Below are 16,402 nucleotides of genomic sequence, written 5' to 3'. Positions count from 1 at the left end.
CTTGCCCACCCCGCTCGACCACGAGTTCGTCCGCGCGGCGGCCCGCACCGCCGACCGGTGGGCCGCCCCACTGGCGGCGGGCCCGGACGAGGAACCGACCGGCGTGACCCACCGCGTACTCGCGCGGCGGGTGAAGACCCTGGTCGCCGCGTACCGTTCCCCGGACTCGGCACTGCACGGCAGCGGGCAGGCCGTCGCCGCCGCGATGACCCACCTCCGCGCCCTGATGGGCGCGCAGACCACCACCGGGCTCTTCGCCGGCGGCGACAACGTGCAGTCACCGCCGGACTCCGCGTTCACCGTCAACGACGTGTGCGACGCGCATGTTCTCGCCGTCGGCGCGGGGCCGGAACTGCGTGACATCACGGCCGGGCTCGCCGAGATCGCCGGCGCCGCCACCGGCAGTCTCCTGACTGGTGGGGTGCACACCCCGAACCACCGCTGGGAGCTGTGCGCGGCGCTGGCCCGGCTGCACCGGTCGTTCCCGGACGACCGGCTGCTCGACCGCGTCGAGGAGTGGCTCGCCGAGGGCGTCGACATCGACACGGAGGGCCTGTACTCGGAGCGGAGCGCCAACTACGCCGCCCACGTCTCCAACCCTTCGCTGCTGCTCCTGGCCGACGTCCTCGACCACGCCGACCTGCTCGACGCCGTCGAACGCAACCTAGCCACGACCCTGGACCTCATCAGGCCGGACGGCACGGTGGAGACCGTCCTCTCGCGCCGCCAGGACCAGCACCGCCCGTACCCGCTGGCGCCCTATCTGCCGCACTACCGGCTGCTCGCCATCCGCACCGGCCGCGGCGACTTCGCCCGGGCGGCGCGGCTGGCGGCCGCTGGCGGCATCGAAGACCCCGACCTGCTCGCCCAGACCCTCCTCACCCCCGACCTGTGCCACCCCTTGCCGACACCGGCGCCGGAACCCCTTCCCCGCGACCGGTACCTCACCACGGCCCGCCTGGCCTCACGTGCCTCCGCCACCGCGCACAGCGTCCTGTACGGCGGCTCGGACGTGCCCGAGCACGGGCGGATCCGCTCCGGCCTCGCCTGCAACCCCACGTTCCTGCGCCTGTTCGCCGGTGACGCCGTCCTCGACGCGGTCCGCCTCTCGCGAGGGTTCTTCGACCTGGGCCCGTTCCGCGCCGCCGCCATGCAACAGCTCGCCGACCACCGCTACCGGCTCACCCAGACCCTCACCGCCGCCTACTACCAGCCGCTCCCGACGGACCAGAGGCGCGACGACGCCGCCTACCGGCTGGTGGACGAGGGGCGCTTCTCGGCCGCGATGGCCTTCCCGGACCGGCCTCGGGACGAGGTCTCCCACACCACCCGCGTCGAGGTGGACCTGCGGGACGACGGCGCCGACCTCTGCATCGACATCAGCGGACCACGCGTGCCCTGGGCCCTCGAACTGACCTTCCGGCCGGGCGGCGTGCCGGAGGGCGCCCTACCGATCGGCGACGGACGCTGGTGCCTGACGACCGGGTCGATGACCTATCGGGCCGGTGCCGACGAGATCCGGATCGAGACCGAAGTCGAGGCGGGCGAACCGCTCGCCGGGCCGGACCGGAGCGACGTACTGCGGTACGACCCGGGGCAGGACTACACCGTGGTGGGCGGCACCGATGCGACGACCGGAAACCGCGTCTACCTCGGCGGCCTCGGCCCGCACACACTGAACGTGGCACTGCGCGCCCGCCGACCCGCACCTGTCGAGTGACCTCGCCGAACCACACCATGGCCGCCTCCGGCACGAAGGACTGAACCCGTGCATCTCCCTCGCCAGCTCGGCGCCCTGCACGACCTCCCCGACACCCCGGAGGCGTACGACGCCGTCCTCGCCGATGTCGTCGAGCAGGCGCTGGCCCGGCTCACGCCGGAGGGCAACCTGGAGCACCCGGACTGCGTCGACGACATCGGCGACACATCCCTCGGCGTCACCTCACTGCTCGCCCTCGCCTGGCAGCGCGGCAAGGACCCGCGCCTGCCGGAGGCGGTGCGCCGCAGCCTCGCCTTCCATCTGCGCGAGCGCGTCTACAGGGAGGACAACCCCGGCTATCCGAACCTGACGGCACCGGGCAGCGGTCTGCCGTACGCCCGCTACACCCTGGCGGCGGGCGCCCACCCCGTCGGGGACTGGCCCAGCACGGTGTGGGCGCTGCTCCAGGCGGTGAACCTGCTGGACCTCGCGGAGGGGCTCGTCGAGGGCGAGCAGCGCGCCGAACTCCTCGGGGTGGCGCACGGCTACTGGCGCTGGCTCACCGAGGCGACCTTCTTCAACCCGCAGGAGGCCGGCAACCAGGCCATCGGCTGTGTGGTCGGCGGACTGATGCTGGCCCGCCACCTGCCCGCCCCGCACGCCGGCGCGGTGCGGCGACGCGCCCTGCGGCTGTACGAGGAGAAGATCCGCGCCCACCGGGTCCGCGACCGGGGTGCCCTGCTGCCGCCCGAGCACGGCGGTGCCTACGACAACAACTACGGCCCGATCTCCCTGTCCTTCCTCGCGCAGGCCCATCGCGTCAGCGGCGAGCATGTCTTCGCCGAGGACGGCGACGCACTCGCCCGCTACATCGACGCCCGCCTCCCCACCGGCGGCTTCGACAACGGCGGTCCCCGCTACAGCGAGCAGCACAGCGGCTTCGAGTCCGTCCTCGGCCTGCGCCACTTCAGCCGGCGGATCGGCTCCGACCTCGGCCGCTACCGGGGCGACACCGGCTGGGGCCGGCACGCGGTGAAGGCGGACGGCGGAGTCGACGGCCACTTCGCGTGGATGCTGGTCTGGCAGATCCAGGACACCACGCGCTGGCACCGCACCCCGTCCCGGACCCCGGCCCGGCACCAACTCCGCGCGGGCACGGTCTCGGTGGCCTTCGACGACCGTATGACCCCGTCCCTGGTCGAGGCCGCCGGCACCTACTACCTCCCCGCCGCCGTGAACCGGCAGCACGGCTTCGGCCCCGTCACGGACGGGTTCCTGCACTGCCGCCCGATGGGCGAGGTCCGGGTCCGGGACGTGCGCACGGCCGGTCTCACCGGCAAGCTGGTCACCAAGCCCGTCGTGGGCCGCGATCATGTCCTGCGCCATGTGCGGTCCCTGTATGTCACCGACGGCACGAGCCTGTGGACGACCGTCGCCGTGCAGCGGCTCCCCGGCACCCCGTATCTGCTCGCGGGCCTGCCCTACGCCGCCGACGACGGCGACCGGGTGCGCCGGACCGCTGAGGGCGAGGTCGCCTCGGCCGGTGAACTGCGCCTGACCCACCCGGACGCGGACGGCGTAGACCACTTCGACGCCCGAGCGGAGCGCACCCAGGAGGAGGCGGCCTTCGCCCTGGCGGCCGACCCGCGGGGCTACGGCAACCCCGACCTGGGCTGGAGCCACCTGGTCAGCTCGACGGCACTGGAGGCGCAACCGGCCCCCGGCGCCCCCGAGGACCTGCATGTCTTCGCCGTACGCTACGGACCGCAGGGCCCGTTCGAGCCCACCTTCGCCCACGACGGTTCGGGTCTGACGGTCCGTACCGAGGCCTTCACGGCGGTGATCGGCGAGCCGGTGGGCGACACGGAACTCACCCTTCGCACAGCGCGCTGACCGGCACCACCAGATCGGCCCGGCCTCTCGTCGTCGCGACCAGTGCCGCGTTGGGTTGGTCCGAGCGCATCACCCAGGCCACCGCCTGCTCGTGCGGCTTGCCGAACTCCTCGTGCCGGGCGATCAGCCGCCGCAGCCGCTCGTCCTCGTCGAGCTCGCAGAACCACACCTCGTCCAGCTGTGACCGCACCCGGGCCCAGGCTTCCGTGTCCAGCAGAAGGTAGTTGCCCTCGGTCACCACGAGCCGGGCCGTCGGTTCCACGGCGATGGCCCCGGCGATGGGCTGCTCCAGCACCCGCTCGAAGCCGGGCGCGTACACCGTGCCGGTCTCCTCGCGCACCCGCCCCAGCAGCGCCGCGTACCCCGCCGCGTCGAACGTGTCCGGCGCGCCCTTGCGGTCCCGCAGCCCGAGCCGCTCCAACTCGACGTCGGCGAGATGGAACCCGTCCATGGGCACATGCGCCACCCATCGGTCCCCGCCACCGTTCAGCTCCCGCACCAGCCGTTCGGCGAGCGTCGTCTTGCCCGCACCGGGACTGCCCGCGACACCGAGGACGGCGCGACGGCCGGCACGGGGGAGGGACCGGGCGCGGGCGAGGAGGTCGGTGAAGGTCAGGGTCACACAGCAGAGTGTGGCAGCCGCCCGTCATACGCCTGGCCGAACAGCGCTCTGCGCAGGCACCCCCTACGGGTTATTTTGTGCATGTTTGTGATCATTTACCGGAGGGGTGGACCATGGCCCAGGGCACGCGGCCCCTGCTCGTCGGTGCGGGGCGGCGCGACGAGGCGCTCGTGTCCGGCAGTTGGTGGCGGGCGCGCGGCGACGGCCCGCTCGCCGCCGTGGCCGCCGCCTTCACCCTCCTCCAACTCCTCCTCGTACGGCCCTCGATGGGCCTCGGCTGGGACGAGGTGGTGTACGTCAGCCAGGTCGCCCGCGACGCCCCGGCGGCGTTCTTCAGCGCACCACGCGCGCGTGGCGTCCCGCTGCTGGTGTGGCCCATCGCCTCCTGGTCGTCGTCCACGACCCTGCTGCGGATCTATCTCGCCGTCCTGTCCGGACTCGCCCTGTACCTGGCCCTGCGTGCCTGGCGCGGACTGTTCCCGGTCCGTGTCCTGGCCGGCGCGGGCGCCTTCTTCGCCACTCTGTGGGTGACCCTCTTCTACGGTCCGCAGGCCATGCCCAACCTCTGGGTCGCGCTCGGCGCCCTGATCTGCGTCGGCTGCTTCCTGCGGGCCCGCGCGGACCGCCGCGACCGGTGGGCCCTTTGGGGCGTCCTGGCCGGCGCCATGCTGATGGCGTGGATGCGGCCCACCGACTCCGTCTGGGTCACCCTGCCGCTGCTGGCGCTCGCGGCGGTGGCACGGCACTGGCGGCTCGGCGCCGCCGTCGCCACCGGCCTGGTGGCGGGCGGCACGCAGTGGGTGATCGAGGCGTACGTCGGCTACGGCGGCCTGCGGGAGCGGCTGAACGAGGCCTCCCGCATCCAGGGCGACCTCGGCTGGAACCTCGCCGTCGACGACCAACTGCGCAGCCTGGTCGGCAGTACCCTGTGCCGGCCGTGCGACGTGCCGACGCCCCACCCGGTCGTGTTCGCCTGGTGGCTCCTGCTCCCGCTGCTCGCCGCCTACGGCCTCGCCGTCGCCGTCCGCGCCGGCCGCACCACGCGCACCCTGGTCCCGCTGGCCTGCGCCACGACGGCCGCCTTCCCCTACCTGTTCCTCATCGGCTACGCGGCACCCCGCTTCCTGCTGCCCGCCTACGCCCTCCTCGCCATCCCCGTCGCGGACGCCCTGTGGCACCTGGTCACCGCACCCAACGGCCGCCCGCGCCCGGTGGCCACCGCCGTCGTCGCGCTCGTACTGGCCGGGCATCTGGCCGTGCAGTACACCGTCCTGGACCGCACCGTGGACCGCACCACCGCCGCCCGCGTCGCCTGGACCCGCTCCGCCACCGAACTGCACCGCCTCGGTGTCCGCCCGCCCTGTCTGCTCACCGGGCACGAGGCCATCCCCGTCGGCTACTACACCGGCTGTGGCTCCGGTGCGATGCACGGCAACAACGCCAACACCACCAGGGCCGAGATCCTGCGGACCGCCCGCCGCATCCCGGTCGGCGCCCTCTCCGTACCCGGCGGCCCACCGCCCCGCCACGCCCGCGACTGGCAACTGCACCGCCTCGACGGCCTGGATGCCCGCATCGCGCCTACGCCCGTCGCGGGCGGACCGGCATGACGACGGAGGACGTCCTCGCCACTGCCCAATGCCGAAGGACCTACTGGCACACCGCGTTCACGCTCGCCGTCCTGGTGGCTGTTGCCCTGCTGGCCCGGCGCCACTGGCCGGTGCTGGAGACCGGCGCCGTCCGACTCGCCGTCGCCGACCAGGGCTGGCTGCTGGCGGCCGCCGCGGCCACCCTGGTGACCTGGCCCTGCTCGGCGCTCGCCCTGCAAGGTGCGGTGCCCCACGGACTGCCGCCGGGACGGCTGGTGGCGGGGCAGTTCGCCGCCGCCGCGGCCAACCATGTGCTGCCCGCCGGCCTCGGCGCGGGCGCGGTGAACCTGCGCCTCCTCATACGCTGCGGCTCATCGCTCGGCGGCGCGGCCACCGCGCTCGCGGTCAAGGGCACGGCGAGCGCTCTGGTGCGCGGCGCCCTGATCGCCGTACTCTTCGCGGCCTCCCCGGGTGTGCTGCAACTTCCGCACATCGGCGGCGGGTTCCTCATCGCGGTGTGCGCCGCGGCCGCCGTCGCGATCCTGCTCCTGGCCGGGCCGCTGTGGTCCCGGTGCCGGCGACCTCTGGCAGCGGTGTGGGCGTATATCGCCGCCGTCCACGCGCGACCGGCGAGAGCCGTGGCCCTGTGGGGCGGCTCGCTGGTCTTCGCGGTCCTGCATTGCGCGGTGCTGATCGCCGTCACCCGTGCCGTCGCCCTGCCCCTCGCGCCGGTGCGCGTGGCGCTGCTCTACCTCGCCGCGAGCAGCGCGGCCGCCCTGCTGCCCACGCCCGGCGGCATCGGCTCCCTCGACGCCGTGCTCGCCCTCGCGCTCACCGCGGCGGGAGCCCCGGCCACGGCGGCGGCATCCGCCGTGCTCGGATACCGGCTGCTGACGGTGTGGCTGCCGCTGATCCCGGGCCTGCTGGTGCTGGCGGCGCTCGTCCGGCGCCGGGTCCTGTGAGCGCCGAAAGCGTTTCCCGGGCGCCCGGTTCAGGTAGGAGTCCGGTTGTCGGACGGACTCAGGAGGGGGAGTGCCATGACGAGCGGTGAGCACGACGGGCGGCTGGGGGAGGAGTTCTTCACTCCGGGGACGTCCTCCTTCACCGAGTTCCTGGCCGCGCACCGTCCGGCCCTGCTGCCCATGCGCCGCCCCTTCCCCGACGGGGTCGTCGCCGCACCCGACCGCTTTCCGCACGGCACCACGGTGCTGGCCCTCACCTACCGCGACGGCGTCCTGATCGCGGGCGACCGCAGGGCCACCATGGGCAACCTCATCGCCCAGCGCGACCTGGAGAAGGTCCACCCCGCGGACGACCACACCGCCGTCGCCTTCGCGGGCACCGTCGGTCTCGCCCTGGACATGGTGAAGCTCTACCAGGTCGAACTGAAGCACTTCGAGAAGATCGAGGGCGTCCCCATGACGCTGAAGGCGAAGGCGTCCCGTCTCGCCGGCATGATCCGCCAGAACCTCGGCCAGGCCATGCAGGGCCTCGCCGTGGTGCCGCTCCTCGCCGGCTACGACACCAAGGCACCCGAGGGCGGCCGGGGCCGCATCTTCGACTTCGAGGTCACCGGAGGGCCGTACGAGAAGTACGACTTCCACGCCGAGGGCTCCGGCTCCCCGTACGCCCGGGGCGCGCTGAAGAAGCTGTTCCACCCGGGGATGTCCCGGCACGAGGCGGCGCTCGCCGCCCTGCACGCGCTGTACGACGCGGCGGACGACGACTCGGCGACCGGCGGGCCGGACATCAACCGGCGGATCTTCCCCAGCGTCTCGGTGATCACCGGGGACGGCTTCGAGCGGCTGACCGACCCGGAGACGGAGGAACTGAGCCGCGAGATGGTGGAGCAGCGCCGCAGCCGACCGGACGGGCCCAACGCCACACCCTGACCTCGTTTTCCGTCCCCATGGCCAAGAACTGCCACGGCCTTTACTGCGCATGGTTTGCAAGTGCCGCGGCACGGCCGCAGGCTGTAGAGCGCAGCCGGCCACCACAGGAAAGTACACGCCCTCCCCGATGACGGCTGCCCCTGACTCCACTCCGACCCTCCCCGCCACCACGGCAGGAGTGGAGCAGGGCGGGTCAGCCCCGCACCCCCACGTCCTTGCGCCACTTGACGAACTGCTTCTCCGGATCGCCGGTGTACGCCCACGGCGCCCGCGTCGCGCGCTGGCCCAGCATCCGGAAGAGGGCCGAGGCGATGTCGTGGGCCCCCGCGTGGCACGCCGCGTGCGCCAGGTAGTTGACGTCGCGCAGCTCGCCGGGGGCCACGCCCGATTCGGTGCGGCCCATGATCCAGCGCTCCCAGGTACGCCGTACGTCACTGACGGCGCCGTCGCTGTTCCAGTGCTGCCCGAGCCCCATGGAGGCATGCTGACCCTTGGCCGCGTCCAGGGCGTAGCGGAACTCCTCGACCCGGGCGTACTGCACGAGCACCGGCAGCGGACAGCCCGACGGCGCCACCCCGGCCGCGTCGCGGGCGAAGTCGTACATCAGGCCGTGGGTGCCGTGCCAGCGCGAGGAGTAGTAGTGCAGCACCTGGAGGTGCCCCTCCACGCTGTACGGGTCACGACCGTGCAACTCGTCCCACCAGCGCCCCAGTTCCTGCCTCCGCACGCCCTGCGGATACAGCCGGGCCACGGAGATGAGGGAGATCCACGGCGTCGGATCCTCTGGACAGGAGTCGGCGGCCCGCAGGCAGGACAGCACCGCCGTGTCGATGCGCTGCTGGTCGATCGGCACGCCCCGGCCCGCGGTGATGGCCACATTGAACGCCCGGGCCGTCTCCGTGGCCGCCCGCAGCACCTGCGCGTCCCCGCTGTGCGGTTCGGCGGCCAGCCAGGACTCCACCGTCGAACTCCCGGCGCAGGCCTGCGCGAGCAGCCGGACGCGGTGGCCGCGCGCGAGCCAGTCGGGCCCCGTGGTCCGTAACAGGTCCCTGAGCCCCTGCCAGCGGCCGATGACGATGTCCTGACGGGCACAGGTCAGCGGCGCGTCCCCGCAGTCGGGGTCGAAGTCGGGAGTGAAGTCGCGTCTGAAATTGCCTCGCGGCATACGGGTCTCCCTCAGAAATCGGTCGGAAGACCCTCATGGGCGAGGGAGTTGGCGCCCGCACCGCCGGCGGGGACATAGTCCACCTCGACGGTCCGGGTGGCGTCCAGCTTGGCCGGACGGTAGTAGTCGCTGCCCTGCCGCCAGTACCAGAGCATCGGGATCAGCCCGACCACCAGGCCGCCGACGCCGATCACGATCGCCGAACCGCTCAGCTCACCCAGCGACTCGAAGAAGATCCAGAACATGAACAGCGCCCCGAACAGCGGCCACACACCACCGAACACGAAGTCACCCACCGACGTCAGCAGCGTCTTACGGTAGGCGACGACCGCCGCGAGCCCCGTCAACCCGTAGTAGACGGCGATCTGCAGCCCGATCGCCGCGACGGCGTCGGCGAGGATGTCACCCACGGTGCCCAGGGAGTTGGCGGCGATGAACATCGCCAGCGCCACCACACCGACCACGACGACCGCCACCCACGGTGTGTTCCACCGGCGGTGCACCCGGCCCAGCGCGGCCGGCATCGTACGGTCCCGGCCCATCGCGAACAGCGAGCGCGTCACCTGGATGAGCGTCGTCTCCAGGGTGGCGATGGTGGACAGCATCACCGCGACGATCAGCAACTTGCCGCCCCAGCCCGGCCACACCTCCTCACCGAGCACCGCCAGCACATTGGCGTCGTTGTCCTGGATCTGCCGCGAGGAGAGGATGACGTTCACCGCGATCGTGAACACCTCGAACAGCAGGAACACGATGCCGATCCCGATGAGCCCGGCGAGCCCCGTCGTACGGCGGCTGTCTCGGGTCTCCTCGCTGAGGTTGCTGGTGACGTCCCAGCCCCAGTAGTAGAACGCGGCGATCAGCGCGCCCGAGGCGAATCCCGACACGCCGTCGAAGTGCCCGAAGCCGAACCAGGACCAGTCGAAGGCGCGGGCACTTTCCGAGTGGAGCACGGCGAGTACGGCGAACAGGGCGAGGATGGCCAGCTCGACGCCGGACATCACGATCTGCGCGCGGACCGTGAGCCGGGCCCCGCCCAGCACCACCAGCAGCATGACCAGGAACCAGCCGGCACCGACCACCGTGGCCAGCGCGGTGTCGTCCGCGAGGCCCTCGTCGAACAGGGCGAGCGTCATCGCCCCGGCGGGCAGCGAACCCGCCACCATGAAGATGGTCGTCGAGATCACCAGCGCCCAGCCGCTGACGAAGCCGAGGAAGGGATGCAGCGTGCGCCCCACCCAGGAGTAGCTCGCGCCCGCGTTCACATCGATCCGGCCGAGACGGCTGTAGGCGAGCGCGATGCCCAGCATGGGTATCGCGCAGTACAGCAGCGCGGCCGGGCTGGCCAGTCCCACCGCCCCCACGAGAACCGCCGTGACCGCGGTGATCGAGTACGCCGGGGCGCTGCCCGCGACCGCCATCACCACCGTGTCGAACGTGCCGAGGACATTGGCCTGCAGCCCTCTGCCCGGGTTGTAGCTCATGCGCGCCGCTTTCCGTCTTGCACGACGCCAGGGCGAAGCGGCCCTGACGACGTAGAGGGGGGTGGGGTGGAACAACGCCACGAACCGGGGAGGGGTGACCTCGGGCCAGAGGCGGCTGAAGCGGGGTGGCGGACACTGTACGCCGTTGCGTTGTCACTCGATCACGCCGTGTGTGCGAGTGATGATAGCCACACTCTTTGAGGCTTCAAGAGCCACGGATCTTCCCGGGAACCGACACCGCGAAAGCGGCGGGCGGCGTCAGTCCCCGATACGGTCGATCTGGCGCAGCCTGTTCGTGGCGTCGAGGGCGGCGACCTTGTAGGACTCCGCGAGCGTCGGGTAGTTGAACACCGCGTCGACGAGATAGTCGACGGTGCCGCCGCACCCCATCACCGACTGCCCGATGTGGATCAGCTCCGTCGCCCCCGTGCCGAAGCAGTGCACCCCGAGCAGCGTGCGGTCCTCGGGGGAGACCAGCAGCTTCAGCATGCCGTGCGAGTCGCCGATGATCTGGCCCCGGGCCAGTTCGCGGTAGCGGGAGATGCCGACCTCGAACGGCACCCGGTCCTCGGTGAGTTGGTCCTCGGTCCGGCCCACGAAGCTGATCTCCGGGATGGTGTAGATCCCGATGGGCTGGAGGTTGTGCATCTGGCCGACGGGCTCCCCGCAGGCGTGGTACGCCGCCGCCCGGCCCTGCTCCATCGACGTCGCGGCCAGCGCCGGGAAGCCGATGACATCGCCGACGGCGTAGATGTGCGGCACCTCGGTGCGGTAGTGCTCGTCGACGGTGATCCGGCCGCGCCGGTCCGCGGCCAACCCGGCCTTGTCCAGGTCGAGTTCATCGGTGAGCCCCTGCCGGCCCGCCGAGTACATCACCGCGTCCGCGGGGATCTTCTTGCCGCTCTCCAGGATGGTCAGCGTCCCGCGGGGATGGCGCTCGACGGCGGCGACGGTCTCCCCGAAGCGGAACGTCACGGCGAGCTCCCGCAGGTGGTACTTGAGCGACTCGATCACCTCGACGTCGCACATGTCGAGCATCCCGGCACGCTTCTCCACCACGGTGATCTTGCTGCCGAGCGCGGCGAACATCGACGCGTACTCCATGCCGATCACGCCCGCGCCCACGATGACCATGGAACGCGGCACCCGCTCCAGCGCCAGCACATTGTCCGAGTCCATGATCGTCCGCCCGTCGAACTCCACACTGGCGGGCCGCGCGGGCCGGGTGCCGGTGGCGATGACGATGTGCTCGGCGGTCAGCAGCCGCTCATGGCCGGTGACCTCGCGCAGGGCGACGGTGTGCGGATCGATGAAATGGCCGGTGCCGGCGTAGAGGGAGACATGGTTGCGGGAGAGCTGGCTGCGGATGACATCCACCTCACGGCCGACCACGTGCTGGGTGCGCGCGGTCAGGTCGGCGACGGTGATGTCCTCCTTCAGCCGATAGCTCTGGCCGTACAGATCGCGCTGGGTGAGACCCGTCAGGTACAGCACCGCCTCGCGCAGGGTCTTGGAGGGGATGGTCCCGGTGTGGATGGACACGCCGCCCACCATGTCGGGACGGTCGACGACGGCGACGCGACGGCCCAGCTTGGCCGCGGCGATCGCGGCCTTCTGGCCGCCGGGACCGGATCCGATGACGAGCATGTCGAAGTCGGGCACCTGGGGAGTCTGACAGCCGCAGGACTCCTTCCGAAAGGGTGAGCCGTGAACCACGGCCCGGATGAAATGCGGTGAGGGGAGCGGAAGTTGCGGGACCGCCAGGTCCGGGCCCCGCTTTCGGCTGCGCGCGGGCGGGCACACGGGTCGATAATGCCGATATGGGTCACCGACTCGCCGACGTCAGCACGCCGGCCCGGCTGGCCGCCCCCGAGGAGGGCATCGGCCGGGACGAACTCGCGCTCGCGACCCGCAACCACGGCCTCCCCCTGGAAGCCCTGCGCCACGACATCACCCCGCCCGGCCTGCACTACGTGCTGACCCACTACGACATCCCGTACGTCCCCGACGACACCCCCTGGCCCCTGACCCTGACCGGCCGAGTCCGCCGCCCCCTGCACCTGGACCTGGCAGACCTGCGGACATTCCCGCAGGTCACCACCCGCGTCACGTTGGAATGCGCGGGGAACGGCCGCGCCCTGCTGACCCCCCGCCCGGTGAGCCAGCCCTGGCTCGTCGAGGCGGTCGGCACCGCCGACTGGACCGGCGTACCGCTGCGCCTGCTGCTCACCGAGGCCGGAGTAGCCCCCGGCGCGGTCGACGTGGTTTTCACCGGCGCCGACCACGGGATCGAGCGCGGCGTCGAGCAGGACTACCGGCGCGCCCTGCCGATCGAGGTGGCCCTGGGCGACGACCCCGAGGTGCTGGTGGCGTACGCGATGAACGGCGCCCCGCTGCCCCCGCAGCACGGCCGTCCGCTCCGGCTGATCGTGCCCGGCTGGTACGGCATGGCGCAGGTGAAGTGGCTGCGCGAGATCACCGTGGCCGACGAGCCTTTCACGGGATTCCAGCAGGCCGTGGCCTACCGGCTGCGCCGGCAGCCCGAGGACGTGGGTGAACCGGTCACCAGGATCGCCCCGCGCGCCCTGCTGATCCCGCCCGGCTTCCCCGACTTCATGTCCCGGGCCCGGGTGATCCGGCCCGGCCCGCTGACTCTGGAGGGACGTGCCTGGTCAGGGCGTGCGCCGGTGACCCGCGTCGAGATCAGCACGGACGCCGGGCAGACCTGGCAGGACGCCGAACCGGCGCCCGACGACGGACGGCGCTGGGCCTGGCACGGCTGGCGACACACGTGGACGGCGACCCCGGGCGTGCATGTGCTGTGCGCCCGGGCCACGGACGCCGGCGGTGACACCCAGCCACTGGAGCAGCCCTGGAACCGCGGGGGCTTCGCCAACAACGTCATACAGCGGGTGCCGGTGCTGTGCCTGGAGGAGGACGTGACTCAGGCGGGTCGACCCGGGCGGTGAGGCAGGGGCTCGGCCGGGTCGACCCGTGCGGATCGTGGCGGGTGCGGGCTAGGGCAGGAGCTTGTCGAGGGCGGACGGGCCCTCGGCCGCCAGCTTGCGCTTGGCCCATTCCAGATTGCGTGGGGTGATGTCCTTGCCTGAGGCAAGGACGATGTCCTCGGGGGACACATCGGTGCCGGTACGGGCGTGGAGCAGGTCGTCCGGGGTGGCGCGGTCCTCGGACGGCCCGGACGCTTCGGGCTGGGACGTCGGCATCATCTCTGCTCCTCGGATCCGGATCACTGGTTCGGGCCCGGTGAGGTCATCGGGTCTGTTAACACCATTCAACGCCTGAGCGCACCCTGCATCCGGAAGCGCCCCGACCCCGTCCCTCACCGGGTCCGGATCTCAGCCCTCGAAGGGCGTGAGCGTCAGCGTGATCCCCGTCGGCGCCGTGTCCTGGATGTACGAGGCGAACTCCGCCACGTCGTCGAAGGCGAAGCCGTACGCCTTGCCGTCCTCGCTGGCCGCGTGCATCGCCTTGGCGTAGTGGTTGGTCAGGTCGGTCCCGTAGAAGGTCGCGGCGTCCGTCGTCGGCTGCTCGGGATGGCTGAGCAGGGTCGAGCGGTTGAATCCGGCACCCAGAATGGCGGCGACGGGGCCGGTGGTGCCGTCGTTCGGGGCGGCGAGATTTCCGTCGCAGAACAGCACGTCCCGGGTCGACGGCTTACCGAAGGACACCTGGCCCGGCCCGTCGAAGGTGAACCGATCACCGCGCACCCGCCCCGTGAACTTCCCCGCGTTGGTGGTGACGGTCAGATCCCGCCCGGTGTACGTGCTCCACACCTCGTCGATGTACGGCGCGAAGTAGTCCTTGGCGAACAGACCGGCGTCCAGGCCATGGCCCGGCGCGATCACGCGCGTGTCCTCCACGACGAGCTTGGCGAACTCCTCGACCTCACGAACCGCGGCGAACGCGGCCGCACGGCCCCCCGCGCGCAGCCGGCCCGCGGTCTGGTCCTTGGCACCGGTCAGCCGGATGCTCAACGGCACGCTGAACATGTCGACCATGGTGGTGTTGCAGAACATCCCGGAGGAGTTGTACGTGAACTCGGCGCAATCGTGCAGCACCGAGTAGTTGGGGTCCGAGGTCACCCAGCCGGCCGGGTACTGGAGCGCGGCATTGCCGTTGCCGTCCGCGACCGCCTTGAACTTGAGCTTCTCGCCGAGCGACACATAGATACGGCCGGACATGTAGGGCAGGTTCAGCCGGGTCTCGCCACTGCCGGACAGGGAGATGGCGTAGTCGGTGAAGCCGTCGGAGCCGTTGTCCGACAGCGCGATCGGCGCGAGGGTGCCCTCGGGCGTGACACGGACCTGCCTGCCGCCCTCGTTGCCGACGATGTAGAGGTGGACGTTCGCGTTCCCGAAGGAGCCGCTGTCATTGACGATCGTCAGCGGCAGCGGACCCGCCGCGGCGGGCGCGTCCCTCCCTGCGGGGGTGCCCGCGAGGGCGTACGGACCCATGGTGGCGGCGGCGGGGACGGCCACCGCCGCACCGCCGAGGGCGAAGAGAAGCCTGCGTCGACCGAGGGGGCGCTGGTGACGGGAAGTCATGTGGGGGGATCTCCCGATGCTTGTGGGGGTGTGGGGTGTGTGCCTGTGTGGGGGTGAGTGGCGCTTGTCGGTGGGACGAGCTGTCCGGATGCCGTATTTCGGCTTGAGAGCGCTCTCGAAACGCGTCGAACCGGCCTCGCTCGCCACCGACAGGCCCCGATGCTACGCATGACATCCGCGTCGGCCAATGGGTCTGCACCAATCCCAAGCTCCCGTGAACTGCCTGAACTTGGAAGATCGCGACAGGGCTGTCACCGCTTAATCCTGGCCTAAGGCCTGTTTAAGGCGGACGCGGCTGCTGAGAGCGCTCCCAGCGCTTGGGCTGGAGACGTAAAAACAGCTGGACGACCCAGTCGGAGATCACATACGGTGTGGTTCCACGCCCAGAGACGGACGGAAGGAGGCGAGTGCCGTGCAGTTCACATCTTTCCAGCGCTCCCTCTTCCGTTGCCCCGGCGTGCGTATCGCGATCTGACCGGGAGCGCTTCAAACAGCCTGTATCCCGGAGGAATCCGTGACCGATCTGGTCATCCGTACGCTCGACGAGAGCGACGCCCATCTCTTTGACGCACACCCCGACCCGCTCGGCGCCCGTGAGGGCCACCGGCGGACCCGGTTCCGCTCCGACTGGAAGCGGGTGGCCCTGCGCGACGGCAACGTCGTCGCGCGCGGCGCCTGGTGGGGCGGCCCCGACGACTCGGAGCCCATCAACATCAACTGGTTCGACGTGGCCGAGGGCGAGGAGGAGGCCGGCGCCGAACTCCTGCGCACCGCCCCCTGGCAGGTCGAACTCGAATTGAACCTGCCCGGCGGCTGGCGTGACGAGCCCGCCCTCAAAGCAGCCGCCGAGGCCCGCTTCAACGCCGCACGCGCGGCAGGGTACGAACTCCTCGTCGAACGCTTCCTGTACCGCTGGACCCCGGACCTCGGCCTGCCCGAGCGCCCCGGACGCCTGCGCTTCGGCGCCGAGCCCGACGACGCGGTCTTCTTCGATGCCCTGCGCCGCATCCACTCCGTCACCCTGGACGCGCACTCGCTCCGCGCCATCGAGGAGGGCGGGCTGGACCGGGCTGCCCAGGAGGAGCTGGACTTCTTCCACTGGTGCCCGTCACCGAGGGAGTGGTGGCAGGTCGCACGCACCCCGGAGGGCGACCTGGCCGGCATCCACATCCCGGCGCACAACCCCTCCGGCCCGACCGTCGGGTTCATCGGCGTCGTCCCGGAGCACCGTGGCAACGGCTATGCCTACGACCTCCTCGCGGAGTGCACCCACTTCCTCGTCGAACAGGGCGCGGAGTTCGTCACCGGCGGGACGGACCAGGGCAACTTCCCCATGGCCGCGAACTTCGCCAAGGCGGGCTATCCGGTCGTCAAGGAACGCATCAACTTCGAGGCGCGGTAGCGAGGCCGGGCGCCGCGAGTAGCAGAACCAAGGCGTCGTAGCGGACGGGCGGCCCGGTCCTCGATCCGAGGGCCGGGCCGTTTGTCAGTGG

13 protein-coding genes are annotated in these 16,402 nt (G+C 71.5%); 7 read left to right on the top strand and 6 right to left on the bottom strand.

The window, feature by feature from the left end:
- The first annotated feature begins 1 nt into the window (after position 1).
- Both IE325_RS13625 and IE325_RS13620 read left to right on the top strand, forming a co-directional pair.
- Positions 2-1,720 carry a hypothetical protein gene (locus IE325_RS13625; protein WP_190070095.1) on the top strand — a complete coding sequence of 573 codons (1,719 nt, stop codon included), beginning with the start codon at positions 2-4 and terminating at the stop codon, positions 1,718-1,720.
- 48 nt (positions 1,721-1,768) lie between these two features.
- Positions 1,769-3,592 (top strand): hypothetical protein, encoded by a 1,824-nt coding sequence (locus IE325_RS13620; RefSeq protein ID WP_190070094.1) that lies wholly within the window; start codon positions 1,769-1,771, stop codon positions 3,590-3,592.
- On the opposite strand, the gene IE325_RS13615 is transcribed toward IE325_RS13620, so the two are convergent.
- Positions 3,570-4,214 (bottom strand): nucleoside/nucleotide kinase family protein, encoded by a 645-nt coding sequence (locus IE325_RS13615; RefSeq protein WP_190070093.1) that lies wholly within the window; start codon positions 4,212-4,214, stop codon positions 3,570-3,572. The two genes, IE325_RS13620 and IE325_RS13615, sit on opposite strands and share 23 nt — an antisense overlap.
- 113 nt (positions 4,215-4,327) lie before the next feature.
- On the opposite strand from IE325_RS13615, the gene IE325_RS13610 reads away from it, so the two are divergent.
- The 3 genes from IE325_RS13610 (at position 4,328) to prcB (ending at position 7,695) form a co-directional block, all read left to right on the top strand.
- Entirely contained in the window at positions 4,328-5,824 is a 1,497-nt protein-coding gene (locus IE325_RS13610) for a hypothetical protein (protein WP_190070092.1), read from the top strand.
- Entirely contained in the window at positions 5,821-6,765 is a 945-nt protein-coding gene (locus IE325_RS13605; protein WP_190070091.1) for a lysylphosphatidylglycerol synthase domain-containing protein, read from the top strand. Before IE325_RS13610 ends, IE325_RS13605 begins: the two co-directional genes overlap by 4 nt.
- A 75-nt stretch (positions 6,766-6,840) precedes the next feature.
- The gene (prcB, locus tag IE325_RS13600) at positions 6,841-7,695 is read left to right on the top strand and encodes a proteasome subunit beta (RefSeq protein ID WP_190070090.1); all 855 of its coding nucleotides are present in this window, start codon (positions 6,841-6,843) and stop codon (positions 7,693-7,695) included.
- Positions 7,696-7,888: 193 nt separating this feature from the next.
- Here prcB and IE325_RS13595 read toward each other — a convergent pair whose 3' ends face one another.
- The 3 genes from IE325_RS13595 to sthA all read right to left on the bottom strand — a co-directional run bounded on the left by IE325_RS13595 (position 7,889) and on the right by sthA (position 12,006).
- Positions 7,889-8,860, bottom strand: a complete 972-nt coding sequence (locus IE325_RS13595) for a hypothetical protein (protein ID WP_190070089.1) — start codon at positions 8,858-8,860, stop codon at positions 7,889-7,891.
- Between the two features lie 11 nt (positions 8,861-8,871).
- Positions 8,872-10,344, bottom strand: coding sequence for an APC family permease (locus IE325_RS13590; RefSeq protein WP_190070088.1), 1,473 nt, complete (start codon positions 10,342-10,344; stop codon positions 8,872-8,874).
- Positions 10,345-10,602: 258 nt separating this feature from the next.
- The gene (sthA, locus tag IE325_RS13585) at positions 10,603-12,006 is read right to left on the bottom strand and encodes a Si-specific NAD(P)(+) transhydrogenase (protein WP_190070087.1); all 1,404 of its coding nucleotides are present in this window, start codon (positions 12,004-12,006) and stop codon (positions 10,603-10,605) included.
- A 158-nt stretch (positions 12,007-12,164) separates the two neighbouring features.
- On the opposite strand from sthA, the gene IE325_RS13580 reads away from it, so the two are divergent.
- Positions 12,165-13,313 carry a sulfite oxidase gene (locus IE325_RS13580; protein ID WP_190070086.1) on the top strand — a complete coding sequence of 383 codons (1,149 nt, stop codon included), beginning with the start codon at positions 12,165-12,167 and terminating at the stop codon, positions 13,311-13,313.
- A 48-nt stretch (positions 13,314-13,361) separates the two neighbouring features.
- Here IE325_RS13580 and IE325_RS13575 read toward each other — a convergent pair whose 3' ends face one another.
- Together IE325_RS13575 and IE325_RS13570 are read right to left on the bottom strand one after the other, a co-directional pair.
- Positions 13,362-13,568 carry a hypothetical protein gene (locus IE325_RS13575; protein WP_190070346.1) on the bottom strand — a complete coding sequence of 69 codons (207 nt, stop codon included), beginning with the start codon at positions 13,566-13,568 and terminating at the stop codon, positions 13,362-13,364.
- 132 nt (positions 13,569-13,700) lie between these two features.
- Positions 13,701-14,909 (bottom strand): beta-1,3-glucanase family protein, encoded by a 1,209-nt coding sequence (locus IE325_RS13570; RefSeq protein ID WP_190070085.1) that lies wholly within the window; start codon positions 14,907-14,909, stop codon positions 13,701-13,703.
- A 514-nt stretch (positions 14,910-15,423) separates the two neighbouring features.
- Here IE325_RS13570 and IE325_RS13565 point away from each other — a divergent pair.
- Complete coding sequence (locus tag IE325_RS13565) at positions 15,424-16,311, top strand: GNAT family N-acetyltransferase (protein ID WP_190070084.1); 888 nt, start codon at positions 15,424-15,426, stop codon at positions 16,309-16,311.
- Positions 16,312-16,402: the final 91 nt, after the last annotated feature.

The sequence above is a fragment of the Streptomyces lanatus genome (assembly GCF_014655715.1).
Classification (GTDB): Bacteria; Actinomycetota; Actinomycetes; order Streptomycetales; family Streptomycetaceae; genus Streptomyces; species Streptomyces lanatus.
This window is presented reverse-complemented; position numbering and strand designations above follow the sequence as displayed.

Coding starts and splice junctions, on each gene's coding strand:
- IE325_RS13570 (WP_190070085.1), bottom strand. CDS start 14,909: ATGACTTCCCGTCACCAGCGCCCCCTCGGTCGACGCAGGCTTCTCTTC.
- IE325_RS13595 (WP_190070089.1), bottom strand. CDS start 8,860: ATGCCGCGAGGCAATTTCAGACGCGACTTCACTCCCGACTTCGACCCC.
- IE325_RS13610 (WP_190070092.1), top strand. CDS start 4,328: ATGGCCCAGGGCACGCGGCCCCTGCTCGTCGGTGCGGGGCGGCGCGAC.
- prcB (WP_190070090.1), top strand. CDS start 6,841: ATGACGAGCGGTGAGCACGACGGGCGGCTGGGGGAGGAGTTCTTCACT.
- IE325_RS13605 (WP_190070091.1), top strand. CDS start 5,821: ATGACGACGGAGGACGTCCTCGCCACTGCCCAATGCCGAAGGACCTAC.
- IE325_RS13575 (WP_190070346.1), bottom strand. CDS start 13,568: ATGCCGACGTCCCAGCCCGAAGCGTCCGGGCCGTCCGAGGACCGCGCC.
- IE325_RS13590 (WP_190070088.1), bottom strand. CDS start 10,344: ATGAGCTACAACCCGGGCAGAGGGCTGCAGGCCAATGTCCTCGGCACG.
- IE325_RS13580 (WP_190070086.1), top strand. CDS start 12,165: ATGGGTCACCGACTCGCCGACGTCAGCACGCCGGCCCGGCTGGCCGCC.